The following is a 24,402-nucleotide window of genomic DNA, read 5'->3' on the forward strand; positions in this document are numbered from 1 at the left end:
TCTATCACACAGCGCACACCACAAAACAGCACGAGAAAAACAACACCCCCCCCCCCCCCCCCCCACCCCCCCCCTCCCCCCCCCCCCCCCCCCCCCCCGCTGCGGGGGGAAGCACCTGAGCGATCTGTTACGACGGGGGAATCGCGTCAGGCACTGCGGGGGGTGGCTGAGATGGTCCTTGGGGCCGGGGCCTCCGGCTCCACCAGCCGGTGGTCGCGTTGATCGAGATTGACGAAGATCATTCCATACCGGACGGCACACCGGACGGGCTGCGGCGCCCCCCGAGGCCGCCGCAGACACCGGTACGCCCGGACGTCCTCGTCCTCGTCCCGTGTCACGACGACCGGCTCTCCGAACACGGTCACCATCAACGAGTCACCAGGGTGGGGGATCGCGGTGACAAGGTCGATGAAGTGCCAGCCGGAGCGGTAGGCGGTCGCCATTTCGCGGCGGAAGGAGCGGTCGTCGGGTGGGGTGGTCACTTCAACTCCCCCGAGTCACCGTCCGCAGGGGTCACCGACACATCCGCACCATCGGCACTCACGACGGCGCCCGGCCAGTGGCTGTCGGCGCTGACGGCACTCCTCGCATCGGGCAGCCCGCTCAGCGTTCCGAAGGTCACAACGGCGGAGAAGGCGGCGACAAGTACCGAGCGAAGCATTTTGTTGCGCATAGTCGGCTTCGTCCTCACTTGAAAGTCTCCTCTTCCCCCGTCGGATAAGACGATGGCTCATTCAGGCACGTGCTGGCCACACAATCGATGCATCATGTTCCTGCATGTTCAGGACCCTGGGGGGTGGAGATTTCGTGGCAAATCCGACTAAGGCGACGCATCCCCATGCGGTGACCGAACTGTGTGACGAGGGTGGCCGACTATATGCGACCGCCCTGCGCACGGGACGTGTCGCCCGTTCGGACGTGGAGTCCGCTCCCTGCCTCCTGGAGCTCGCCCTCCTCCATCCAGACCCCGACGACGCGAACTGGTTGCGGCCGGTTCCCCCGTCGGTCGCCCTGGCCGAGCGACTCCACCCCATCGAGCGGGACATCGCGGAACGCCGACGGCTGTCCATCAAACTCGCCGACACCTTCGAGCCGTTCCTGACTCTCGCGCAGTCCGGCACGACCGATCACTCGATCACCGTGCTGGAGGGCAGCGCCAGGATCAACGCGGCGCTCAACCTGGCCACGGCCCAGTGCCAGACCGAGATGGTCACGGTCCAGCCCAGCGACGACCGCTACTCGGAGCGAAGCCTGCTCCAAGGGCTGGAACGTGACAAGCCTCTGATCGAACGTGGCGTGCGGATCCGAACCCTCTACCAGCACACCGCCCGGCACAGCCCGGAGAAGCTGGCGTACGTGGCCCAGCTCTCGAAGGGCAGGGCGGAGTACCGGACGATCGACGAGCTGGTGGAGCGCCTCATCATCTGCGACGAGACCGTCGCCTTCATCCCCACCCGGGACGACCAGCAGGTCGCTCTTGAGCTGCGACACCCGGGCCTCGTCCGCTACCTGATCAAGGTCTTCGAGTTCATGTGGGTGCGATCCGTACCGCTGAGCGCCGGCGCCCCGTACGAAGCGTCCGCGGGCGGCATCACGGACATCCAGCACTCCATCGCAAAGCTTCTGGTCGAGGGACTCGTCGACGAGGCCATAGCCCGCCGCCTCGGGATGAACGTCCGGACCTGCCGCGCCCACATCGCCAAACTCGCCGCGACCCTCGGCAGCGGCAGCCGCGCCCAGCTCGGCTACCTCATAGCCCAGTCGGGGATCCTCAACCAGGACCCCCCGACGCCGGTATGAGGCAACCACAGGTGACCGAGGCGCACACGCACGGAGCGGAGGAGCTGTGTCCCGCGGGTAGGAAGCTCTACGAGCGCGCCCTGCGCGAGGGGCGCATACCCGCCGATCACACGGAGGCCGCCCCGTGCCTCGTGAGCCTCGGACTGCTGCAACCGGCCCTCGACGACCTCGGCCTGCTGACGCCGGTCGCGCCCGCCGTCGCCCTGCACCGCCTGTTGCGCACCTCCGAGGACCGCATCGCCGACGAGCGTCGCCGCACGGAAAAGCTGGCGGAGACGTTCGAGTCGTTACTGCGGATCGACGGACCTCACCCCGAGGACACGGACGCGCCGACGATCAGGGTGCTCAGCGGCGCCGACCAAATCAACGAGGCCATCACGAACACCATGGCCGAGGCGCAGGAGCTGCTGACCGTCCAGCCCAGCACGCACAGCAGCGAGAAGTTCCAGCTCGCCCAGGCCGCCTCGATCGACCGCGACCAGGCCCTGCTCGACCGCGGCGGGCGCATCCGCACCCTGTACCAGCACACCCAGCGCCATGTGCCGTTCATCGTCGCCCGCTACGAACAGCTCAGGGGCGACGCTCAGGCCCGCACCCTCGACGAGGTCACCGACCGCCTCATCGTCGTCAACCGCGTCGTCGCCTTCATCCCCGCGAACAAGGACCGCACCCTCGCTCTCGAGATCCGCTGCCCGGCCCTGGTCACCTACCTGGCCACCACCTTCGACCGCCTGTGGCGCCTGGCCACCCCCATGTACCCCGAAGCGGTCCGCCAGCCCACCCTCAACGGAGTCACCCCCCGCCAGCGCGCCATAGCCGCCCTCCTCATCGAGGGCCACACGGATGCCTCCATAGCCGACCGCCTGGGCATGAACATCCGCACCGCCCGCGTCCACATCGCCAAACTCGCCGCGACCCTCGGCAGTGAGAGCCGGGCCCAACTCGGCTATCTCATCGGCCGGTCGGGGATTCTTGACCAGGAACCCCATGACCGCCAGGGATCCCGGGCACCCCGGCAACCCTGATCACCGCAGCCTCGGACGACGACGCGCGGGAACGGTCAAGGCCCACCTGCGCTATCCGCACCCCGAGTTGCGTACGGCTGGCCGCCCCCAGCGTCTCCGACAGCCGGGCGATATGGGCCCGGCACGTCCGTACGCTTATCCCCAGCCGTTCCGCGATCACCGCGTCCTGGTGCCCCTCGGCGAGCAGCGCGGCGATGGACTGCTCGCGGTGGGAGATGCCCTCGATGCCGGTGTCGGGAAGGGAGGCCGTCAGCGGGATCGCCAGGCGCCACAGCCGCTCGAAGACCGTCACCAGATAGTGGACGAGCCCCGGATGCCGCAGCTCCAGGGCGAGCGTGCGGTCGGCGTTGGCGGGGATGAAGGCCACCGTGCGGTCGAAGAGGATCAGCCGGTCGATCACCTCGTCCAGCGTGCGCGCTTCCACCGAGTCGCCCATCAGCTCCAGGTAGTTGAGCAGGCCCTGGCCGTGCCGGGCCACGTGCGTGTACAGGTCGCGCATCCGCACGCCCCGCCCTCGCAGCGCCATCGCCCGGTGCAGACCCTCCGTCAGCTCGTGCTCGGGCCGGATGCCGCCGGGCTGCACGGTCAGCACCTCCGTCGTGCACGCCTGTGTCGCCTCGTCCAGCGCGCCCTGGATGCGCGAGTCGCCCTCCAGGACCCGGATCGCCGAGGCCGGCACGACGGAGTCGGCGCCGGACGCCGGTGACGGCTGGGGGCCCAGAGCGGCGTACCACTCGAAGGCCGCCACCGCCGAGCCCATCCGCCGCTGGCTGGCGCTGACTTCGTCGTAGACCCCGCGCAGCAGCCGCGTCATGACCTCCTGCGGGGAGGTCGGCACCAGCCAGTCCATGTCGTCGGGGTCCGGGTGCAGCAGCGCCAGCTCCAGCAGGCAGGGCACCGGGTCCGCGTCGTGGCGCGGCACACGACCACGCCGTACGGCCCGCGAGTACACCCGGTCCCCCGCCTCGCACAGTCGGTCGGCACCGTGTGGATGCTCCTGCGCCCCGTGCCCGGCCATCGCCCATCCACCCCCGGTTCTTGCCTCGGTCGCCGGCTCGCTCGCCTCCGGAGCGCGGTGTCGACACCCCTGCCGGGACGCACCGGCAGGGCGGGGCCTGGTCGACGGACCCACCGTGCTCGGCCTGTCGGCCCCGCGGTTCGCTCGCGCTTCCGCAGCGCAACTATGCGCGGACCGGCCTTGCTCCGCAACACGGCTCCTGCCTGGGCGGCCGCCGTAAGGTGCGGGTTCGCCCCGTTATCTCCAGGCCTCCGCACGTCGACTTGCAACAAGCTGATGGTGGTTTTCCGGCCCTTGGCGGGCACGCGGGGCACCGGCTCGCCTCCGCGGGAGTTCGCGAACAGGAAATCGCATACGACGTCAAGGCGCGGCCGGCCGGTACGGCCCGGCCGGCGGACGGTGCGGACACAGCCAAGTGCCGCCGGAGCGGGGCCCCGGCGGCACTTGACGGAACGACGGTGTTACTTCAGCCCGCGTGCGCTGCAGTCGGCCTTGTACTTGGCGGTGCAGATGTCGGACACGGCGTAGATCCCGTCGGCGACGACGGTCTGCTTGATGTTGTCCTTCGTCAGGGCGACCACGGGGACCAGCAGCGCCGGGATGTCCTTGTCGGTCGGGCTGTCGACCTGGTCCTGGGTGAGCGAGTCGAACTGGATGTCGTGGCCCTGGACCTTGGCGACGGCCATCTCGGCGGCGCTCTCGGCCTCCTGCGGGTACGACTTGTACACGCTCATGAACTGCTCGCCGCTCACGATCCGCTGCACGGCGTCCAGTTCGGCGTCCTGCCCGGTGATCGGCGGCAGCTCGGTGACGCCCGCCGACTGGAGGGCCTTGATGACGCCGCCGGCCATGCCGTCGTTGGCGGAGTAGACGCCCTTGATGTTGTTGACGCCGATGGACTTGATCGCCGCGGACATGTTCGCCTGGGCGTTCTCCGGCTTCCAGTCCTTGGTGTCGTAGGACTTGGCTATGTCCACCGCGCCCTTGAGCTCGGACATGGCGCCCGCCTTGAACTGCTTGGCGTTCGGGTCGGTGGGCGAGCCGTTCATCATGACGATCTTGTCGGAGGAGTCGACCGGGTTCATCGCCTCCAGGAGCGTGCGGCCCTGGACCTCGCCGACGAGTTCGTTGTCGAAGGAGACGTACGCGTCGATCGGCCCCTCGGCCAGGCGGTCGTAGGCGATGACCGGAATCCCCGCGTCCTTGGCCTTCTTCACCCCGCCGGCGATGGCGTGCGAGTCGACGGCGTCCAGCAGGATCACGTCGACCTGGTCGTCGATCATCTGCTGGAGCTGGGCCGCCTGCTTCGAGGCGTCCGCGTCGGCGTTGCGGTAGACGACCTTGCCCTGCTTGTCGGTGAGCTCCTCGACCTTGTTCTTGATGATGGGGTAGTCGAACTTGTCGTAGCGCGTGTTCGCCGTCTCCGGCAGCAGCAGCCCGACGGTGACGTCGTCGCCCTTGGTAGGACTCGCCTCGCTGCTGTCCCCGGTGACGCCCAGAGCCCCGCACGCGGCCAGCGAGAGGGTCATAGTGGACGCGGCGGCCACGGCGGTGGCGGTGCGGCGCAGGGGGCGCAAGGGACGCATAGAGGAGCTCACTTCTGGTGCCTTCGGGACACGGGCGCGTCAACGCGCCCAGATGACTGAAAAGCCAACGCGTCGACTGCCCTCAGCGTCAAGCGGAATCACTTAACGAGTGCGCAACACCACGCTCCGCTGATCATGTAAAGACATAGCGGAATGCCTCCAAACACCCCTTACACACCCTCCACCAAACCTTGATCGAGCGCGCGACCAAGATCCGTACAACCAACCCCATTCCTCACGAGTCCAGATCAGGACAGCGCCCATCGCTGTCCCGCACTCGACCAGAGGATCGAATGAACCCAGCCAGACGCACGACCGCCGCGGCCGCGGCGACGGTCGTGCTCGCCACCGCGGGCACCCTGCTCTCGACAGCCCCCGCGTCCGCCGCAGTGACCTGCGCATCGCCGGTCTTCAAACGGCAGTTCTTCGCGAACACGTCCTTTTCGGGCACCCCGAAGCGGACGGACTGCGACACCGCGATCGACCAGGACTGGGGCACGGGCGCCCCCGCCACGGGCCTCCCCAAGGACAACTTCGCCGTCCGGTGGACCGTGACGCGCGACTTCGGTTCCGGCGGGCCCTTCGCCCTCTCCGCCTCCGGGCTCGACGGCATCCGCGTCTATCTCGACGGCTCCCGCAAGATCGACCTGTGGAAGAACACCTCCACGACCGTCTCCAAGACCGTCAACGTGACCGTCCCCCCGGGCAAGCACACGCTGCGCGTCGACCACGTCAACTGGACCGGCAGCGCCCGCGTCAAGTTCGGCTACACCCCGAGGACTTCGGCGACCGTCGACAAGGTCAACCCGCTCACCCCCACCGGCGCGAAGGTCACGTACGACACGGCCACCGGCAAGGCCAAGCTGACCTGGGCGAAGAACCCGGAGATGGACCTCGCGGGCTACCGCGTCTACCGCCGCCTCAAGGGCGCCTCCTTCGCCAGCGCCCCCCTCGCGACGACCACCTCCACCACGTACACCGACGCCACCCTCCCGGTGACCGGCGACACCTACTACTACGAGGTCCGCGCCTACGACAAGGCGGGCAACGCCTCGTCGGGTACGGCCGACCAGGGTGTGGCCACGGTCGACCGGACGGCCCCGGCGCGGGTCGAGACCGTGTCGGCGCTGGGGACGACGGCGGGCAACTCCCTCACGTGGAAGGCCTCGACGTCGACGGACGTGCACCACTACGAGGTGTGGGGCGCGGAGGGCGGCCAGTCGGACATGGACGGTCCGGCGATCGTCTTCGGCACGTCCTGGACGGACCCCGTGGCGCCCGCCGGCCTGGCCTACAACTACGAGGTGGTGGCCATCGACGCCGCCGGCAACATCGCCCCGGTCTCCGACTCCGCGGTGGTCACCCGCCCCGTGGCGTCGGCCGTCGCCGCCCCCACGGGTCTCACGAGCACGCCGGCCGACGCCTCCACGAAGGTGACGTGGACCGCGGCCGAGGACGCCGGGGTCACCGGCTACCGCGTCTACCGCCGCACTACCGCCACCGGCGCCTGGAGCCTGCTGGGCGCCACGTCCGGCACGTCGTACGCCGACACCTCCGCCCCGAAGGGCAAGGCGTACTACTACGTGGCCGCCGTCGACGCCCAGGACGCCGACTCCAGCCCCTCCGCGGAGACCACGGTCGACCGCCTGACGCCGGCCACCGCGAGCGGCCCGGCCGCGCCGATGCTGACCCTGGTCACCACGGGCGTACCCGCGCGCAGTCCGATCCAGGTCACGGCCGCCCCCGGCACGGGCGACGAGGCACGCGTCCTGAAGGGCTACTCCTGGGAGATCTCGGGCGCCTGCGGCAGCAGCGGCACCCGGTTCTCCGCCACGGGGTCGCTCTCCTGGACCGCCCCCTACAACGGCCCCTGCATCGCCGAGGTGTACGCCGTGGACGCCTACGGCCGCCAGAGCGCGCAGAGCACCTCACTGGAGTTCTTCGTCGGCCGCTGACGGTCGGCCGCTGACGGTCGGCCGCTGACGTTCGCCCACCGACGGCACAGGAAAGGGGCCCGGAGAATCCTCCGGGCCCCTTTTCCCTGCGGGTCTGCCTAGTCCTTCGGCTTCTTCGGCCGCCACACCACAAGCGCGCTGGTCTGCTGCACCTCCTGGTACGGCACCAGGTCGCGCCGGTACGACGCGTGTACCGCCGCCTCGCGCTGCTGCATCGCCGCCGCGGCCCCCTCGACGGCGGCCTGGAGTTCGGCCACCCGGGACTGCAGGGCGGCGACCTGGTTCTCCAGTTCGATGATGCGCTTGATGCCGGCCAGGTTGATGCCCTCGTCCTGCGACAACGCCTGCACCTGGCGGAGCAGTTCGATGTCGCGGGCCGAGTAGCGGCGGCCGCGGCCGGCCGTGCGGTCCGGGGACACCAGGCCCAGACGGTCGTACTGGCGCAGTGTCTGCGGGTGCAGGCCGGAGAGCTGGGCCGCCACCGAGATGACGTAGACCGGGGTTTCCTCGGTCAGTTCATACGGGTTTCGTCGACGACCGTCCATCTGAAGTCATGCTCCCTTCGCGGCCTCGAACAGCTCCGCCCGCGGATCCTCACCCGCAGTCGCCTCGCGATACGCCTCGAGTGCGTCACGAGCCTTCCCCGAAAGGTCCTTCGGGACACTCACCTCGACGGTGACCAGGAGGTCTCCGCGGGTGCCGTCCTTGCGGACCGCGCCCTTGCCCCGCGCCCGCATGGTGCGGCCGTTGGGCGTGCCGGGCGGCAGCTTCAGAGTGACCGGCGGTCCGCCCAGGGTGGGGACCCTGACCTCGCCGCCTAGGGCCGCCTCCGTGAACGTCACGGGGACGGTCACCGTGAGGTTGTCCTCCTTGCGGCCGAACACCGGGTGGGTGTCGACGTGCACGGTGACGTACAGATCGCCGGCCGGGCCGCCGCGCTCGCCCGGCGCGCCCTTGCCGCGCAGCCGGATGCGCTGGCCGTCCGACACCCCGGCGGGGATGCGGACCTGCATGGTCCGGGACGACTTCGCCCGGCCGCTGCCCTTGCACTCCATGCACGGGTGCTCGGCGATCAGGCCGCGCCCCTTGCAGTCCGGGCAGGGGTCGGTGAGCGAGAAGCCGCCGCCCGAACCCCGGGCCACCTGGCCGGTGCCGACGCAGGTCGGGCACACCCTGGGCGTGCCGTTCTTGTCGCCGGTGCCCGCACACGCCTTGCACGGCGACTGCGAGGACATCCGCAGCGGGACCGTCGCACCCTCGATCGCCTCGGTGAAGCTGAGGCTGACCTCGGTGTCGATGTCCTGGCCGCGCCTGGGCTGGGTACGCGTGCCCGTGCCCGCGCCGCCGCGGTTGAACAGGCCCCCGAAGACGTCACCGATTCCGCCGCCGAAGCCGCCGGAACCGCCCTGGCCCTGGGCGCCGCCCCCGAAGAGGTCGCCCAGGTCGAAGTTGAAGGAGCCGCCCGCGCCGCCCGGCCCCGGGCGGAAGCCGCCGTTGCCGAACAGGGCGCGTGCCTCGTCGTACTCCTTGCGCTTCTTGGGGTCGCCGAGGACGTCGTTCGCCTCGGAGATCTCCTTGAAACGCTCCTCCGCCTTGGCGTTGCCCTTGTTGGCGTCCGGGTGGAACTCGCGGGCGAGCTTCCGGTACGCCTTCTTGATCTCGGCCTCGGTGGCGTCCTTGGGGACGCCGAGGACCTTGTAGAAGTCCTTCTCGATGAAGTCCTTGGTGCTCATCCCCGACGTCCCTCCTCTCTCCTCGTCAGTTCAACGTCAGCCCTCGTCCGGGCCACCGCTCTCCTTGTCGTCGGCCGACTCGGCGGAGTCCTCCTTGACGGTCTGCGCGCCCGGCTGGGGCTCGGCGACGGCCACCCGCGCGGGGCGGATGGTGCGCTCGCCGATGCGATACCCCGGCTGGAGGATCGCGACGCAGGTCGTCTCGGTGACGTCCGGCGCGTAGGAGTGCATCAGCGCCTCGTGGATCGTCGGGTCGAAGGGCTCGCCCTCCTTGCCGAACTGCTGCAGGCCCATCTTGGCGGCGACGGTCTCCAGGGACTCCGCCACCGACTTGAACCCACCGACGAGTTCGCCGTGTTCCCGCGCGCGGCCGATGTCGTCGAGCACGGGCAGGAGCTCGGTCAGGAGGTTCGCGATGGCGATCTCCTTGACCGTGATCCGGTCGCGCTCCACGCGGCGGCGGTAGTTCTGGTACTCGGCCTGGAGCCGCTGGAGGTCCATCGTGCGCTCACCGAGCGCCGTACGCACCTGGTCCAACTGGGCCACCAGACCCGCGTCTGCTGCTCCGTCCCCGGCCGGGGCCGCCCCCTCCTGAGGGGCGGCCTTCGACTCGGCGTCGTCAGGGGTCGCGCCGGAGGGGACGTCGGGCTTCTCCTCGAAGCCCGGGGTCTCCTCCGTCATTACGCGACACCGTCCTTGCGCTCGTCGTCGACGATCTCGGCGTCCACGACGTCGTCGTCGGCCTTGGCGCCACCGGCGGCGGCACCCTCGGGACCGCCCGCGGCCTGGCCGGCCTGGGCATCGGCGTACATGGCCTGGCCGACCTTCTGGGAGACGGCCGCGACCTTCTCGGTGGCGGTGCGGATCTCGGCGGTGTCCTCGCCCTTGAGCGCGGTCTTCAGCTCCTCGACGGCGGCCTCGACCTCGGTCTTGACCTCGCCGGGGACCTTGTCCTCGTTGTCCTTGAGGAACTTCTCCGTCTGGTAGACGAGCTGCTCGCCCTGGTTGCGGGACTCGGCGGCCTCGCGGCGGGCGTGGTCCTCCTCCGCGTACTTCTCGGCCTCTTCGCGCATCCGGTTGACCTCGTCCTTCGGCAGCGAGGAGCCACCGGTGACGGTCATCTTCTGCTCCTTGCCCGTGCCGAGGTCCTTCGCGGTCACGTGCATGATGCCGTTGGCGTCGATGTCGAAGGCGACCTCGATCTGCGGGACACCGCGCGGGGCCGGCGGCAGACCGGTCAGCTCGAACATCCCGAGCTTCTTGTTGTACGCCGCGATCTCGCGCTCGCCCTGGTAGACCTGGATCTGCACGGACGGCTGGTTGTCCTCGGCGGTGGTGAAGATCTCGGACCGCTTGGTCGGGATCGTCGTGTTCCGCTCGATGAGCTTGGTCATGATGCCGCCCTTGGTCTCGATGCCGAGGGACAGCGGGGTCACGTCGAGGAGCAGGACGTCCTTGACCTCACCCTTGAGGACACCGGCCTGCAGGGCGGCGCCGATGGCGACGACCTCGTCCGGGTTGACGCCCTTGTTGGCGTCCTTGCCGCCGGTCAGCTCGCGCACGAGCTCGGCGACGGCGGGCATACGGGTGGAGCCACCGACGAGGACGACGTGGTCGATCTCGTTGATGGAGACGCCGGCGTCCTTCATGACGTTGAAGAACGGGGTCTTGCAGCGCTCCAGGAGGTCAGCGGTGAGCTGCTGGAACTGCGCGCGGGTGAGCTTCTCGTCGAGGTGCAGGGGGCCCTCGGCGGAGGCCGTGATGTAGGGCAGGTTGATCGAGGTCTCGGTGGACGAGGACAGCTCGATCTTGGCCTTCTCGGCGGCCTCACGCAGGCGCTGGAGGGCCATCTTGTCCTTGCTGAGGTCCACGCCGTGACCGGCCTGGAACTGCTTGACCAGGAAGTCGACGATGCGCTGGTCCCAGTCGTCACCACCGAGGTGGTTGTCACCGTTGGTGGCCTTCACCTCGACGACGCCGTCGCCGATCTCCAGGAGGGACACGTCGAAGGTGCCGCCACCGAGGTCGAAGACGAGGATCGTCTGGTCGTCCTTGTCGAGGCCGTACGCGAGCGCGGCCGCGGTGGGCTCGTTGACGATGCGCAGGACGTTCAGACCCGCGATCTCGCCGGCCTCCTTCGTCGCCTGGCGCTCGGAGTCGTTGAAGTAGGCCGGGACGGTGATGACCGCGTCCGTGACCTTCTCGCCCAGGTAGGCCTCGGCGTCACGCTTCAGCTTCTGGAGGATGAACGCCGAGATCTGCTGCGGGTTGAACGGCTTCCCGTCCAGCTCGATCTTCCAGTCGGTGCCCATGTGACGCTTCACGGAACGGATGGTCCGGTCCACGTTGGTCACCGCCTGGCGCTTGGCGACCTCGCCGACGAGCACCTCGCCGTTCTTGGCGAAGGCGACGACGGACGGCGTGGTCCTGGCGCCCTCTGCGTTGGTGATGACGGTGGGCTCGCCGCCTTCAAGAACGCTGACGACGGAGTTTGTCGTGCCCAGGTCGATGCCGACCGCACGTGCCATGGTTAATTCCTCCAGGCTGACTTGAGTGGAACGGACTCAAGTGTGCACGACGGCGCGATATGGGTCAACAGAGCTGAGTCGACCTCACTCAACTCTTATCCGTTCCTTACACGCAACGGGGCCCCGACCTGCGACGATGCGACATGGGCGGAGGCTCTGGCAGAGTCCTGCACGGGAACTCTGGGTTGACGCCGAGGCCCGTAGGGCTTGATGTGCAGCAGCGCGAGTACGGCGATCAGCGCGCCGCCTGCCACCCACAACGCCCCGGAGCGCGCCATCCATCCCATGTGCACGAGGACGCCGACGAGCACCCCGCCGAAGGCCCCGACACCCAGCAGGACGGTCACACCCTGCGGAGTGAGCCCGATCCGGCGCAGCCGGTGGGCCAGATGGTCGGGTCCGCCCCGCAGCAGCGGCCGTCCGGCCAGCCTGCGCGACAGCGCCACCAGCACGACGTCGGCGGTGGCCAGGGCGGTGAGCGCATACAGCACGCCCGCGCTCGACACCGGATCGTGCCCGGCCCGCGTCATCACGGCCGACGACGCGAGTACGAAGCCGACGAACAGGGACCCGCAGGCCCCGAGGCCGATCCGCGCGGGATGCCAGTTGTGCATCAGGAACCCGGTCAGGGCGGCGGCCAGCACGCTGAGCAGCACGGCGAGCTCGTCCATCACCTCGGCCGCCGCGCAGATGCCGACACCGAAGGCGGTGAGCACCCCGACGGTGCCGACCAGGGCGTCCGCGTGGTCCAGCGCTTTGAAGCCGACGGCGACGAGCACGATCCAGCCGACGGCCACCAGGCCCAGCAGGATCCCGGTGTCGCCGTACGGCACCACGCAGGCCGCCGCCACCGCCGTACCGCCGACGAGGAAGCGCGCCTTCACCCGCCGCAGGTCGGCGACCAGGCCGAGGCAGGCCACGGCGCCCGCGGCGATCAGCAGCCGCCCGATCTCGGAGCCCAGCGGGGCGAACCGCGTCCACTCCCCGGCGGCGGCCACCAGGCAGGTCACGAGCGCGACGGCCACCCCGCCGAGCAGGGGCAGCGGCCGCTGCCGCCGGCGGTCGACGATGCCGAGGCGCAGGGCGGGCAGGCGCAGCAGCATCGCGAGGAGGGCGGTCACGACGAGTGCGGTGGTGGCGGCGGAGATCCCGTAAAGCACGGGCCTACATTAGTGGCGTATATACCATTTCGGGATGAATAACACGATCCGTTCTTAAGGCAAGCCTCAGCGACTCAGATCACCCCGCGCCTGGCTACAGTGCGACTGAGGATGGGGGTAGTCTCAGACGGACTGCATAAGTTACCGCTTAGTAATGTCGAAGACCCCCTCGAAACCACCACCTCGCAGGCCCGAGGAGCCCCGAAATGCAACTCGCCGCGATCATCGTGTCGCTGGTGCTGACCGTGGTCGGCGTTGCGCTGCTCGCACGCGCCATCGGCCAGTTCGTCCGGTACTTCAAACTCGGCCAGCCGGTCCCGGCCGGCAGCCGGACCGACAACCCCTACGCGCGCAGCGTGACGCTGGTGCGGGAGTTCCTCGGCCACACCCGGATGAACCGGTGGGGCATCGTCGGAGTCGCCCACTGGTTCGTGGCGGTCGGCTTCCTGACGCTGCCGCCGACCCTCGCCCAGGCCTTCGGCCAGCTCTTCGAGGCCGACTGGACGCTGCCGATCATCGGCGGGTTCCTGCCGTTCGAGCTGTACATCGAGTTCATCGGCGTGATGACGATCCTGGGCATCGCGGTGCTCATCGTGATCCGGCTGCTGAGCCTGCCCTCGCGCCCCGGCCGCAAGTCGCGCTTCGCGGGCTCGAAGTCCGGCCAGGCGTACTTCGTCGAGTACGTCATCCTGACCATCGGCCTCGCGATCTACGTGCTGCGCGGCCTTGAGGGTGCGATCCACCACGTGGAGCACTACGAGGCCGCGTACTTCGCCTCGTACCCGCTGGTCCTGGCCTTCAAGGGCCTGAGCCTTTCCACTCTCCAGACGCTGATCTACTTCACCGCGATGGTGAAGATCAGCACCTCGTTCATCTGGATGATCGTGGTCTCGCTCAACACCAACATGGGCGTGGCCTGGCACCGCTTCCTGGCGTTCCCGAACATCTGGTTCAAGCGCGAGGCGACCGGCGGGACGGCCCTCGGCGGCCTCCAGCCGATGACCTCCGGCGGCAAGCCGATCGACTTCACCGACCCCGGTGACGACGACGTCTTCGGTGTCTCCCAGGTCGAGCAGTTCTCCTGGAAGGGCCTGCTGGACTTCTCCACCTGCACCGAGTGCGGTCGCTGCCAGTCGCAGTGCCCCGCCTGGAACACGGGCAAGCCGCTCTCCCCGAAGCTGCTGATCATGTCGCTGCGCGACCACGCGCACGCCAAGGCGCCGTACCTGCTGGCCGGCGGCGGCAAGACGATGGAGGGCGAGGAGAAGGCGTCCGAGGAGCAGCTCGCCTCGGTGCCCGCCGCGGCTCTCGCCGAGGCCGAGCGTCCGCTGATCGGCACCGCCGAGGAGAACGGCGTCATCGACCCGGACGTCCTGTGGTCCTGCACCACCTGCGGCGCCTGCGTCGAGCAGTGCCCGGTGGACATCGAGCACATCGACCACATCGTCGACATGCGCCGCTACCAGGTGATGATCGAGAGCGCGTTCCCGTCCGAGGCGGGCACGATGCTCAAGAACCTGGAGAAGAAGGGCAACCCCTGGGGCCTGGCGAAGAAGCAGCGCCTGGAGTGGCTCAAGGAGGTCGAGTTCGAGGTCCCGGTCGTCGGCCAGGACATCGAGGACCTCACCGAGGTCGAGTACCTGTACTGGGTCGGCTGCGCCGGCGCCCTGGAGGACCGGGCCAAGAAGACCACCAAGGCCTTCGCCGAGCTGCTGCACATCGCGGGCGTGAAGTTCGCGATCATGGGCGGCGACGAGAAGTGCACCGGTGACTCCGCCCGCCGCCTCGGCAACGAGCCCCTGTTCCAGGAGCTCGGCATGGAGAACGTCATGGCGCTGAACATGGCGTTCGGCGAGGAGATGGACGACGAGGGCAACGTCACGCCCGAGTCGAAGAAGCCGAAGTCGGCGAAGAAGATCGTCGCCACCTGCCCGCACTGCCTCAACACGATCGGCAACGAGTACCCGCAGATCGGCGGCGACTACGAGGTCATCCACCACACCCAGTTGCTCCAGCACCTGGTGGACGAGGGCAAGCTGGTCCCGGTCACGCCGGTCGAGGGCATCATCACCTACCACGACCCGTGCTACCTGGGCCGGCACAACAAGATCTACACGCCGCCGCGCGAGATCATCGCCAGCGTCCCGGGCCTTCGGAACGAGGAGATGCACCGCCACAAGGAGCGCGGCTTCTGCTGCGGCGCCGGCGGTGCGCGGATGTGGATGGAGGAGCGGATCGGCAAGCGCATCAACAACGAGCGCGTCGACGAAGCCCTCTCGACGAACCCGGACATCGTCTCCACCGCCTGCCCGTTCTGCCTCGTCATGCTGACCGACTCGGTCAACGGCAAGAAGAACGACGGCAAGGCCAAGGAGTCCATCCAGGTCGTCGACGTCGCCCAGCTCCTGCTGGAGTCGGTCAAGACGCCGGTGGACCCCGAGGACACCGCGCAGACGGAGAGCGAGCCGGAGCCCGAGCCCGTGAAGTAGCCGTCACGGCCGTCCGCGAGACGCCCCCTGTCCCCCACACGGGACAGGGGGCGTCGTCGTGGGGCACGCTGGACGCAGGAACTGATCTGAAAGGATCACCGCGTGATCATCTTCGGCACCAAGAGCTACCTCTACCAGCTCGCGATACTGACGCTGGTGTGCGGTCAGTGCGGCAACCCCGCGGCGCACACGCTCCGCAAGCGCATCACGAAGTTCACGCTGTTCTTCGTGCCGCTGTTCCCGGTCTCGACCAAGTACGCGACGCAGTGCACCTTCTGCGGCGCGGAGCACAAGGTGCCCCAGGAGCAGGCCGAGCAGCTCCAGGCGCAGGCCGCCGCCGGGGGCCCCGGGGGTCAGCAGCCGTACGGACAGCCTCAGCAGCCGTACCGGTCCTGACCGGCCCACCAGGTCGGGAATCCCGGAACCCCGGGCGGCGGTCTACGACTTGGGCTGCTTGGGGCCGTTCACCGTGTCGGCCGCGTGCTTCGGGCCGGGGCGCGACGAAAACTGGCCGACAAGCTCGCGAAAGCAGACCAGGGCGGTGATCGGGGGAATTCCGACGATCACCATCGCGAGCATGGAATGCGCCGACTGGCCGATGCACAGGGCGACCGCGGTGCCGGATGAGATCAGCATGACGGCCCAGGACCGGCGGGCGGTCCGGCGCTGTACGGACGCCCGCAGGATGGACAGGCCTGCCAGCAGCCACGGTCCGTACACCGTCAGCGGCCACCATTGCGCCAGGTCCTCGGAAACCACGAGAAGCGCGATGTCGCGAAGCTGATTGTACGAATACGAGATGGACCATGTGAGCATCGTCACCGCACACAAGGTGATTAACGTGACCAGAACCGAGACGCTCACGATCTTCGGATTTCCGCCGAAGATCTTGGCGCCCGTCTGAGGTCGTTTCCGATGGACCGGGCGGGGCAGGGGTCTGTCCTCGCTCCGCTGGGGCGGCGGAGGCGGCATGAGATCGGCGAGATCCAGGCCCTGCGTCGTGCTCAGCATCTGAGCCAGCTCCGCGTCCAGATCCCAGCCTCCCGACGAGGAGATCCCCTGCTCAGGGGCCTGCCAGAGGTTCTGCATATCGAGCCGCTGAGCGTAATGAGGCTGCTGCTCTACCGCGTCATAGTCGGACCTCATTTCTAGATCTTCTCCCCCTCCAGTGCCGCACGGAGATATTCACTCTCCATCCGGCCGATCGCCCTCAGGAAGTCCTCCAGCAGATCAGAGCAGCCGGTGATGCTTTCCGCAGTGGTCTGATCAGCTACCCGGAACGGGCTCATCGAACTGTCCTCAGATGCATGTTTTTCCCGCCACGTCACATTCACCTAACGAGCACCACGCGGGGCCGGACATCTGGCATTCGGGGGAATACGCGTCAACGGTGATTATCTGGAAGATCCAATGACCGGGACGGCCGAAGAAATTCAGAAGATCTTTTACGTGGTGTTATGGACGGCGTTCCCGGCGCTTTTGCGGAAGGCGAGAAGGGGGCCGACGGCGATGAGCAGGGCGAGGGCCGCGTAACCGTAGGTGAGGGTGGCCATCGCGGCGACGGCCGCGACCAGCAGCGGTCCGCCCGCGTCGCCGAGCTCCCGGCCGAGTTCGGCGGAGCCCATGGTCTGGCCCAGCCGTTCAGGCGGGGTGGAGGCGGCCAGGGCGGCGAAGCCGAGCGGGGTGATCAGGCCGGTGCCGACGCCGATCAGGGCGGCCGCGAGGAGGATGCCGACCAGCCCGGGGAGCATCGCGCAGGCCAGTCCCGCCGCCGTGGTCAGCAGCCCGGCGGTGAGGCCGGCGCGGGTGCTGAGGCGGCCGTCGTCCAGGGCCCGCCCGGCCTTCGGCTGTACGACGGCCGCGCAGGCCGCCAGCACCGAGACCGCGGCGCCGGTGGCGACCGTGCCGAGCCCGGCGGCGGCGCCGGAGACCGGCAGGAAGCCGACGCCGACGGAGAGGGCGGCGGTCGCGGCGGCAAGGGCCGCGGTCGGCCGCAGGAAGGCCGGGTCGGCAAGGCGCCGGGCCAGGTCGACCACTGTCTGCCGCTGCTTGGGCAGTGGCGGTACGTGCGGGACGGCGACGGCGGCCCACAGCGCTACGGCGGCACCGAGCACCGCCAGCACGACGAACAGCAGCCTGAGGCCGCCGGCCCACACCAGGACGCCGCCGAGCAGCGGGCCGAGGGTGTAGCCGATGGACTTGTAGAAGCCGTAGCTGCCGAACGCCCGGCCGTGCCCCGCCGCCGGGTTCAGGCGGGCGACCAGCGCGGAGGCGGACGGCGAGAACGAGGAGGCCGCGGCGCCCTGGCCGAGCCGGGCGGCCCAGAGCCAGGCGGGGCTGTCGGCGACGACGTAGGCGGCGGAGGCGAGCGCGAACGCGACCAGTCCGCCGAGCAGCACAGGGCGGGCGCCGATCCGGTCGGCGAGGCTGCCGAAGACCGGCTTGAGCAGCACCTCCGCGCCGTCGTAGAGGGCGAGCAGGCCACCGAGCACGAGCAGGGAGGTCACCGCGTCGTCGGAGTGCCCGCCGAGGTTGGCGGCGATGCCGTGCGCACCGAAGGCGGTGGTGAAGCCGGCGGCGTACAGGGGCCACATCTGGGCGGCGGGGGCGGCCTGCCGGGGTGGGGTCGTGGTCATGGGCCTGGCTCCTCGCCGGGCTCCCGCTTCCCTATCAGGGCCGCGGGGGCAGTCTGCCGGGGCGGGGTCGCGGTCATCGACCGGACTCCTCCCCGGGCTCCCGATTCCCTATCAGGGCCGCAGGGGCAGTCTGCCGGGGCGGGGTCGCGGTCATGCGCCTGGCTCCTCGCCGGGCTCCCGATTCCCTATCAGGGCCGCGGGGGCAGTCTGCCGGGCCTGGGCCGTGATCGTCGACCGGACTCCTCCCCCGGCCATCAGGGCCGCGAGGGCGGCCTGCCGGGCCTGGGCCGTGATCATCGACCGGACTCCTCCCCCGGGCTCCCGCTTCCCTATCCGGGCCGCAGGAGCGGCCCGCCAGGGCTGGGCCATGGTCATCGACCGGACTCCTCCCCGGGCTCCCGCTTTCCCTCCTCGGGCATCCGCTGTTCCGGTACCTGGTGCAGTGCGGTGAAGACGCGTTCGGCGTAGTCCTCGCAGGCCGCCACGCAGATCTTGAGTCGCTCGGTGGCCTCGGTGGACTCGGGGGCGCCAAACACGTCCCGCGCCGTCAGGTCCCGGTGCCAGCGGCGCAGCCGCTCCAGCGACTGCTCCTCTTCCTCCAGTTCGGCGAGCGTGAACTTGGCGATCCGGATCTCCTTGGCCAGCTCCGCCTCGAACTTGCCGCAGTCGGCTATGAACTCGGCCCAGTCGGCGGAGCGGGCGGCCGTGAACATGGCGCGCAGCCGCCGCCCGTCCTGCGCCCCCCGCCCGGTCGCCGCGAGCGACACGGCCTCGCCGCCGGCACGTTCGGTCAACTCCAGCACGCGGCCGATCCCGTCGGCGAACAACGGCACATCCGGTACGGCCCACACCCCCTGCCCCAGAGACAGCGCACCGGTCTTGCGCAGCTCACGCCAGACGGCCACCCGGTGCCGGGAGGGCTCGGCCGGAACCCTGACGACGAGGACGATCCAGCGCGTTCCGTCACGCGCGTCATCGCCCTCGCCGCCGTACTCCATGTCGGTCACACTTCGGAATGTAGCAGCCGTTACATCGGAGCGGGACCCGGCAGGGTGAAGAGGGGTGTGCGGGTACGGGAGGTGTCAGTCCTGGCGTTCGACGTCCGTGCCGGGCCCACCCGAGAGGGTGTCCCTGCCGGGGCCGCCGTACAGCTTGTCGTTGCCGCTGTTGCCGTAGATCGTGTCGTCGCCGCTGTTGCCGTACAGGATGTCGGCGCCCGGGCCGCCGTACAGGAAGTCGTTCCCGGCGCCGGCGCGCACGGTGTCGTTGCCGTCTCCGCCGTTCAGGCGCTGGCGGCCGGCTGCGCCGTAGAGGACATCGTTGCCCGCGCCGCCGTCGGCGTCGCTCTCGTCGCCGAGCAGATGGATCGTGTCGACGCCGCCCTGGCCCAGCACGATGGACGACTCGCCGCCGTAGAGCGTGTCGTTGCCGTCCCCGGCGGCCACCGTCCCCGCGACGCCCAGCCGGACGGTGTCATCGCCGGAGCCGCCCTGGAGCTCGTTGCCGTCGACGCTGCCGGCGTGGGTGTAACCGTCCTTGCCGGAGCCGAGGTCGATCCTGGAAAAGTAGTAGGCCTGGTCGGTGGCGTTGTCGTAGGTGATGGTGTCGTCGCCGTCGCCGAGGTTCACGGACAGCGTGGCGTACGGGTCCTGGCTCTCCAGGGTCTCGACGGTGCAAGAGACCTTGGTGCGGTCCGCGCTGTCGGGGTGGGCGCAGTCCTCGTCGTCCGGGGCGACGGCGATCGGGACCACGTCGTCGATGACGTACGTGATCCGCGCCAGGCCGTCGGACCCGGTCGCCTTGACGGTCACCTTGTTGGTCTGGCCGGCCGCCGCCGTGTAGACGACCGACCGCCCACCGCCTCCGTCCACGGTGGCCGACGACGCCGCGGCACCGGCCACCGCCGGCAGGGCGATCGACGCGGTCAGGCCGGCACCGAGGGCCAGGGTCAGAGCGGATGCGGCGTGTAAGGCCTTGCGGCTGACGGGGTGAAAGGGCATTGCACAACCTCCTGGGCAGCATGTGGAGTGGACCACCACGTGTGACGTGCGGGCTGTGCGGGGGGTTGTGTTCGGGCGGGTGCGGCGGCAGGGCCTCTCCGCACCCGTGGTAAGCCCACGGAAGCCCGCCGACCAGGGATGATCCAACCGCCGTAGGGCGGGGCGTCACCTGTCGGCCGGGCGGGCTTCGCAAGGAATTCACCGGGATCCGCGGGAGCGACGTGAGCGGGCGGCGCCAGCGGGCAGCGTCAGCGGGCGGCGACGAAGGTGACCGTCTCGTCGAGCGGCGCCCGGCCCGTACGGACGTGGTGCGCCGTGTCGTCCTCGAACCCGATCGACATGCCGCAGAACAGGACGAGTTCGTCCGGCGGCACCAGGACCTCGGCGACGCTGCGGTGGTACTTCGCCCACGCCATCTGCGCGCAACTGTGCAGCCCCTCCGCCCGGAGCAGCAGCATGACGGTCTGCAGATACATGCCGAGGTCGGACCACTGGGCCGGCCCCAGGTCGCGGTCGATGTAGCAGAACAGGGCGGCGGTCGCGCCGAAGCAGTCCCAGTTCGCGGAAGCGGCCCGCTGCCGCGCCTCGATGTCCGCGCGCGCGATGCCGAGCGCGCCGTAGCGCTGTTCGCCGAAGGCGGCCCGGCGTTCGCTGTAGGGGGACTTCAGATCGGGCGGGTACTGCTCGTACTCCGGCTCGTCCCAGGGGTCGCCGGCGGCCAGGCGGGCACAGGCGCGCTTCTTGAGCCCGGCCAGGGGCTCGCCGGTCAGCACATAGGTGTGCCACGGCTGGAGGTTGGACGCGGACGGGGCCCAGGCCGCGGTGGCCAGGACGCGCTCCAGTACCTCCCTCGGAACCTGCCGGTCGGTGAACCCGCGTACCGCCCGTCGGCTCGTGACCGCTTCGTAGACGTCCAAGATCCGCTGCCTTCCGTTTGCTCTTGATGCTCATCACCGTTGCATGCGTGATGGTATCAATCGATACCGTCGCGAGTTAAACTATGGCCGATTGCAAGTCACCAAGTCTCCGCCCGCGGCCGAGCCGTTGGGCGACGGTCCCCTGGAGAAGCCCATGGCCACGCTGCTGCACATCGACTCGTCCGTGCTCCCCGGGAAGGCGTCCACGTCCCGCTCGGTCGCCGCCGCCTTCCTCGCGGCCTGGCAGGAGCAGCACCCGCAGGGCACGGTGATCCACCGCGACCTCGCCGCCGACCCGGTCCCGCACATCACCGCCGCCGCATGGTCCGCCGGTAACACCGCCCCGGCCGAGCACACCCCGGAGCAGTCCGCCGCGTTCGCCGCGCGCGTGCGGCTCATCGAGGAACTGGAGCAGGCGGACGCGGTCCTGATCGGCGCCCCCATGCACAACTTCTCGATCCCGTCGACCCTGAAGGCCTGGCTGGACAACGTGCTCCTGCTCGGCCGCACCGCCGGCGAGAGCCCCTCGGCCCAGGGCACCCCGGTCACCGTCATCGCCAGCCGCGGCGGCTCCTACGCGCCGGGCACCCCGCGCGAGGGCTTCGAGTTCGTCCGGAACTATCTGGAGGCCGTCCTCGGGCGCACCCTCGGAATGGACGTCGACTTCATCGTCCCGGAGCTCACGATGGCGCCCCGCAACCCGGCCATGGCCGAGCTGATCCCGCGTTACGAGGCCTCCCGCCGGCGCGCCTTCGAGGACGCCACCGCCAAGGCGAAGGAGCTCGCGAGGCGTCTCGCCGCCTAAGTGCCGGAACGCGTACGCCGTGCGGGACCTCGCCTTCAGGTCTCACACGGCGTACGCGTTCTCACAGGTCGCCGTCAGCCGTCGGCATCCTCGGCGTTGGCGAACCGGGTCAGCCGTCGGCGCCCTCGGCGTGGGCGAACCTGGTCAGCCGTCGGCGCCCTCGGGGTGGGCGAACCTGGTCAGCAGATCGCTCAGTTGCTCCGCCTCGCCGGGCTCCAGCACGGCGGCCAGGCGCTCGGCCGGCTGCTCGGCCGCCGCATGGGCCGCGTCGAAGAGCTCGACGCCCCGGGGTGTGATCTCCACCTGCCGCACCCGCCGGTCGCCAGGCACGGCCTTGCGCACGGCCAGCCCCTTGCGCTCCAGGTCGTCCACGACCCGCATGATCCCCGCCTTGTCGGTCCCCGTAGCCGCGGCCAGATCACGCTGCACCGTCGGTCCGCGGTTGACGAGCACGATCAGTACGGCGAAGTGGCGCAGTTCGATGCCGAGCGGCCGCAGCGCCTCCGTCATCGCCGTGTGCGCGCGCCAGTGCGCCCGGCGCAGCAGCAGCCCGAGCGCGAAGGGTGAGACGTCACCGGGGCGGTCGGTCGCTCGCGAGGCAGCGGTTCCGTGCGGAACGTCGGCGGTCATGTGGCCAGATTACCGCTGTCCAATCACTCGATACGGTATCGATTGAAACCAAATGACCGGTCACGGCTCGGCCGATGGCCCGCGCACCCCCGCACAGGGCTGTCGCCGCTCCTCGAACGCGTGCATCATTACCCAGTTGTTTCCCTTGATGTCGACGAGGTGAGCGGTGCGCGCGCGAAGAAGCGGGAAGTGTACGGCGGCCCTGACCGGCACCCTCGGCGTCCTCGCCCTCGCGGTCGCCGCCTGCGGCCCCACCCCGCACGACGACGCGGAGCCGGCCCGGCACACGCCCGTCCAGGTGGCCGACGCCCCCGCGCTGCTCCCCGTCCCGCAGGGCAGGGGCAGCAAGACCCCCGACGACTTCAACGGCGACGGCCATCGCGACCTGGTCCTCAACGACCTGGTCAAGGCGCAGGCCCACGCGGACGACGCGGGCATCGGCATCGTCTACGGCGGCGAGCGCGGACTCGCCCCGGGCGCACGGCAGTTGCTCAGCCCCGAGCGGCAGGCGGCGCCGACCAAGGGTCAGCTCCCGGCCGTCTTCGACGCGGAGACGACCTGCGACCTGGACGGCGACGGCTTCACGGACCTGGTCGTGTCCACCGACCCGCCCTACGACGGGCAGGGACAGCCCCCGGTGCCGCTCCAGCTCCTCTTCGGTTCCCCGAAGGGCCTCGCCGGCAACGCCGTCAAGCTGGTGATCCCCGCGGGCGCCCGCTTCGGCAACGACTGGCCCGACCAGCCGGTGTGCGGCGACTTCGACGGCGACGGCGCGCAGGACCTGGTGGTGCACGCGTCCGGCGTCCGGCTGAGCTTCCTGCACGGCCCGTTCAGCCGCAAGGGCGCCCCGCGCAAGGCCGGCGCCCCCGTCCAGGCTCCCGGCAACGTCCCCACGGGCCCCGCGGTCGACGTCAACGACGACGGGTACGACGACCTGGTGGTCCGTACGGCGGAAGGCCGGGGCACCTCGGCGGTCGTCCTCGGCGGCCCGGCCGGCCCCACCCGTACGGGAGCCACCCTGCCCGCCGGCATCGACGTGGCCCTCGGCACCTTCGGCAAGGGCAGGGCGACCCTGGACGCGGCGGTCGGCACGATGGGCGAAACGTCCCTGCGCTACGACCTCACGGCAGCGGCCGTACGCGGAACCCTCCAGTCCCCCGGCTCCACGCTCGACGCGGCCGACTTCGACGGAGACGGCTTGAGCGAACTCCTCTCCAGCGGCTCGCAGTTGCGGATCTTCCACGGCCGTACGGCCGGACTCGCGACGGCGGGCATGATCACCGTCCAGCCGCCCGCGCGCGGCACCACGCGCGTCGTGACGACCGGCGACTTCGACGGGGACGGGCGGGCGGACCTGGTGGTGCGGACGTACGTCGGCGAGACCAAGGACACGGTGGCGGTGTACCCGGGGTCGAAGAAGGGCCTGGTGGCGGCGGAGCCGACGGTGACGTTCTCCAGCTCGGAGTTCCTGGCGAAGTAGCCGGACCACCAAGGCCGCCGCAGGGCGTTCAGTCGGCGACGCGTGCGCCGATCGCCCGGGCGCGCTCGCAGGCCTCGGGGCTGAGGCCCTTGCGGCGGGGGGAGGTGCGGTAGCCGTAGGCGGTGGGCTGGGAAACGCAGGCCAGGCCGCGCAGTCCGGGCTTGGCCACCACACAGGCGAAGCGGGGGTCGCCCGCGTACCAGAGAGGCTCGTCGTAGTCCTTCAGGGCGTTGGGGCTCCAGGACCGGAACAGCCCGGCGGCCACCTTCAGCGACACCGTCTTCTCCGGACGGTCGGGGTCGGGCAGCACGAACACGGCATTCCCCTTGGCGACCCGGACGGCACCCGAGTGCTGACGCCAGGGGTAGACGGCAAGGATGCGCCGGATGCGCCACCCCCTCGCCAGCCGACCGAGGGCCCGGACGGTGACGTACATGATCGCGAACAGAACCAGTGTCATCGGCACGACCGCGGCCACGGGCAGCAGAAGCGTGACGTACAGGGCGCCCCACCACAGCGCCACAAAGCCGAGTGACTTGGCCAGATGCCATGCCGCCCAGCGGAGGTACGCGGTCCGGGTGCCGGGTGTGTGCCATGCCGGCGGTCCGTCGAAGACGTGCTTGTTCGTGGTCATCTGCGT

24 protein-coding genes are annotated in these 24,402 nt (G+C 69.9%); 7 read left to right on the forward strand and 17 right to left on the reverse strand.

Features of this window, described 5'->3' with window-relative positions:
* Positions 1-146: 146 nt before the first annotated feature.
* Positions 147-482: a Rieske (2Fe-2S) protein gene (locus ACZ69Q_RS16115; protein ID WP_030945423.1), complete on the reverse strand. Its 336-nt coding sequence runs from the start codon at positions 480-482 to the stop codon at positions 147-149.
* A gap of 295 nt (positions 483-777) precedes the next feature.
* Between ACZ69Q_RS16115 and ACZ69Q_RS16120 the strand changes: the two genes are divergently transcribed.
* On the forward strand, positions 778-1,800 hold the full coding sequence (locus ACZ69Q_RS16120) for a helix-turn-helix transcriptional regulator (protein WP_471041926.1): 1,023 nt from the start codon (positions 778-780) through the stop codon (positions 1,798-1,800).
* An 11-nt stretch (positions 1,801-1,811) separates the two neighbouring features.
* Positions 1,812-2,825 (forward strand): helix-turn-helix transcriptional regulator, encoded by a 1,014-nt coding sequence (locus ACZ69Q_RS16125; protein ID WP_471041927.1) that lies wholly within the window; start codon positions 1,812-1,814, stop codon positions 2,823-2,825.
* Here the strand turns inward: ACZ69Q_RS16125 and ACZ69Q_RS16130 are convergent.
* Both ACZ69Q_RS16130 and ACZ69Q_RS16135 read right to left on the reverse strand, forming a co-directional pair.
* Positions 2,752-3,843, reverse strand: coding sequence for a helix-turn-helix transcriptional regulator (locus ACZ69Q_RS16130; RefSeq protein WP_471041929.1), 1,092 nt, complete (start codon positions 3,841-3,843; stop codon positions 2,752-2,754). The two genes, ACZ69Q_RS16125 and ACZ69Q_RS16130, sit on opposite strands and share 74 nt — an antisense overlap.
* A gap of 461 nt (positions 3,844-4,304) precedes the next feature.
* Positions 4,305-5,429 (reverse strand): sugar ABC transporter substrate-binding protein, encoded by a 1,125-nt coding sequence (locus ACZ69Q_RS16135; protein ID WP_471041931.1) that lies wholly within the window; start codon positions 5,427-5,429, stop codon positions 4,305-4,307.
* Between the two features lie 293 nt (positions 5,430-5,722).
* Between ACZ69Q_RS16135 and ACZ69Q_RS16140 the strand changes: the two genes are divergently transcribed.
* A complete protein-coding gene (locus ACZ69Q_RS16140) occupies positions 5,723-7,384 on the forward strand; it encodes a fibronectin type III domain-containing protein (protein ID WP_471041933.1) in 1,662 nt (553 codons plus the stop codon).
* A gap of 98 nt (positions 7,385-7,482) precedes the next feature.
* Here the strand turns inward: ACZ69Q_RS16140 and ACZ69Q_RS16145 are convergent, their stop codons facing one another.
* From ACZ69Q_RS16145 to ACZ69Q_RS16165, 5 genes are all read right to left on the reverse strand, one after another.
* Positions 7,483-7,929 carry a heat shock protein transcriptional repressor HspR gene (locus tag ACZ69Q_RS16145; RefSeq protein WP_471041935.1) on the reverse strand — a complete coding sequence of 149 codons (447 nt, stop codon included), beginning with the start codon at positions 7,927-7,929 and terminating at the stop codon, positions 7,483-7,485.
* 6 nt (positions 7,930-7,935) lie between these two features.
* Positions 7,936-9,117, reverse strand: coding sequence for a molecular chaperone DnaJ (dnaJ, locus tag ACZ69Q_RS16150; protein WP_471041937.1), 1,182 nt, complete (start codon positions 9,115-9,117; stop codon positions 7,936-7,938).
* A 36-nt stretch (positions 9,118-9,153) separates the two neighbouring features.
* Entirely contained in the window at positions 9,154-9,798 is a 645-nt protein-coding gene (gene grpE / locus ACZ69Q_RS16155; RefSeq protein WP_471041938.1) for a nucleotide exchange factor GrpE, read from the reverse strand.
* A complete protein-coding gene (dnaK, locus tag ACZ69Q_RS16160) occupies positions 9,798-11,645 on the reverse strand; it encodes a molecular chaperone DnaK (protein ID WP_471041939.1) in 1,848 nt (615 codons plus the stop codon). The genes grpE and dnaK overlap by 1 nt, the downstream gene beginning before the upstream one ends.
* Before the next feature lie 95 nt (positions 11,646-11,740).
* Positions 11,741-12,805, reverse strand: a complete 1,065-nt coding sequence (locus ACZ69Q_RS16165) for an MraY family glycosyltransferase (RefSeq protein WP_471041941.1) — start codon at positions 12,803-12,805, stop codon at positions 11,741-11,743.
* A gap of 206 nt (positions 12,806-13,011) precedes the next feature.
* Between ACZ69Q_RS16165 and ACZ69Q_RS16170 the strand changes: the two genes are divergently transcribed.
* Both ACZ69Q_RS16170 and ACZ69Q_RS16175 read left to right on the forward strand, forming a co-directional pair.
* Positions 13,012-15,294, forward strand: a complete 2,283-nt coding sequence (locus ACZ69Q_RS16170; protein ID WP_471041943.1) for a (Fe-S)-binding protein — start codon at positions 13,012-13,014, stop codon at positions 15,292-15,294.
* Positions 15,295-15,396: 102 nt separating this feature from the next.
* A complete protein-coding gene (locus ACZ69Q_RS16175; protein ID WP_471041945.1) occupies positions 15,397-15,690 on the forward strand; it encodes a zinc-ribbon domain-containing protein in 294 nt (97 codons plus the stop codon).
* A gap of 42 nt (positions 15,691-15,732) precedes the next feature.
* Here the strand turns inward: ACZ69Q_RS16175 and ACZ69Q_RS16180 are convergent, their stop codons facing one another.
* The 7 genes from ACZ69Q_RS16180 to ACZ69Q_RS16210 form a co-directional block, all read right to left on the reverse strand.
* Complete coding sequence (locus tag ACZ69Q_RS16180) at positions 15,733-16,440, reverse strand: DUF2637 domain-containing protein (RefSeq protein WP_471041947.1); 708 nt, start codon at positions 16,438-16,440, stop codon at positions 15,733-15,735.
* 2 nt (positions 16,441-16,442) lie between these two features.
* Positions 16,443-16,583: a hypothetical protein gene (locus ACZ69Q_RS16185; protein ID WP_471041949.1), complete on the reverse strand. Its 141-nt coding sequence runs from the start codon at positions 16,581-16,583 to the stop codon at positions 16,443-16,445.
* Between the two features lie 156 nt (positions 16,584-16,739).
* Positions 16,740-17,930 (reverse strand): MFS transporter, encoded by a 1,191-nt coding sequence (locus ACZ69Q_RS16190; protein ID WP_471041950.1) that lies wholly within the window; start codon positions 17,928-17,930, stop codon positions 16,740-16,742.
* 150 nt (positions 17,931-18,080) lie between these two features.
* On the reverse strand, positions 18,081-18,227 hold the full coding sequence (locus tag ACZ69Q_RS16195) for a hypothetical protein (RefSeq protein WP_471041952.1): 147 nt from the start codon (positions 18,225-18,227) through the stop codon (positions 18,081-18,083).
* 74 nt (positions 18,228-18,301) lie between these two features.
* On the reverse strand, positions 18,302-18,928 hold the full coding sequence (locus tag ACZ69Q_RS16200) for a Chromate resistance protein ChrB (RefSeq protein WP_471042611.1): 627 nt from the start codon (positions 18,926-18,928) through the stop codon (positions 18,302-18,304).
* 84 nt (positions 18,929-19,012) lie between these two features.
* The gene (locus ACZ69Q_RS16205; RefSeq protein WP_471041954.1) at positions 19,013-19,930 is read right to left on the reverse strand and encodes a calcium-binding protein; all 918 of its coding nucleotides are present in this window, start codon (positions 19,928-19,930) and stop codon (positions 19,013-19,015) included.
* A gap of 248 nt (positions 19,931-20,178) precedes the next feature.
* Entirely contained in the window at positions 20,179-20,847 is a 669-nt protein-coding gene (locus ACZ69Q_RS16210) for a nitroreductase (protein ID WP_471041956.1), read from the reverse strand.
* 154 nt (positions 20,848-21,001) lie between these two features.
* Between ACZ69Q_RS16210 and ACZ69Q_RS16215 the strand changes: the two genes are divergently transcribed.
* A complete protein-coding gene (locus tag ACZ69Q_RS16215) occupies positions 21,002-21,652 on the forward strand; it encodes an FMN-dependent NADH-azoreductase (RefSeq protein WP_471042614.1) in 651 nt (216 codons plus the stop codon).
* A gap of 144 nt (positions 21,653-21,796) precedes the next feature.
* Here the strand turns inward: ACZ69Q_RS16215 and ACZ69Q_RS16220 are convergent, their stop codons facing one another.
* On the reverse strand, positions 21,797-22,282 hold the full coding sequence (locus tag ACZ69Q_RS16220; protein ID WP_471041958.1) for a MarR family winged helix-turn-helix transcriptional regulator: 486 nt from the start codon (positions 22,280-22,282) through the stop codon (positions 21,797-21,799).
* Positions 22,283-22,448: 166 nt separating this feature from the next.
* Here ACZ69Q_RS16220 and ACZ69Q_RS16225 point away from each other — a divergent pair, with 166 nt between their 5' ends.
* The gene (locus ACZ69Q_RS16225; RefSeq protein WP_471041960.1) at positions 22,449-23,762 is read left to right on the forward strand and encodes an FG-GAP repeat domain-containing protein; all 1,314 of its coding nucleotides are present in this window, start codon (positions 22,449-22,451) and stop codon (positions 23,760-23,762) included.
* A gap of 28 nt (positions 23,763-23,790) precedes the next feature.
* On the opposite strand, the gene ACZ69Q_RS16230 is transcribed toward ACZ69Q_RS16225, so the two are convergent.
* On the reverse strand, positions 23,791-24,396 hold the full coding sequence (locus ACZ69Q_RS16230; RefSeq protein ID WP_471041961.1) for a hypothetical protein: 606 nt from the start codon (positions 24,394-24,396) through the stop codon (positions 23,791-23,793).
* Between the last annotated feature and the right edge of the window lie 6 nt (positions 24,397-24,402).

The sequence above is a fragment of the Streptomyces sp. NPDC036764 genome (assembly GCF_055609385.1).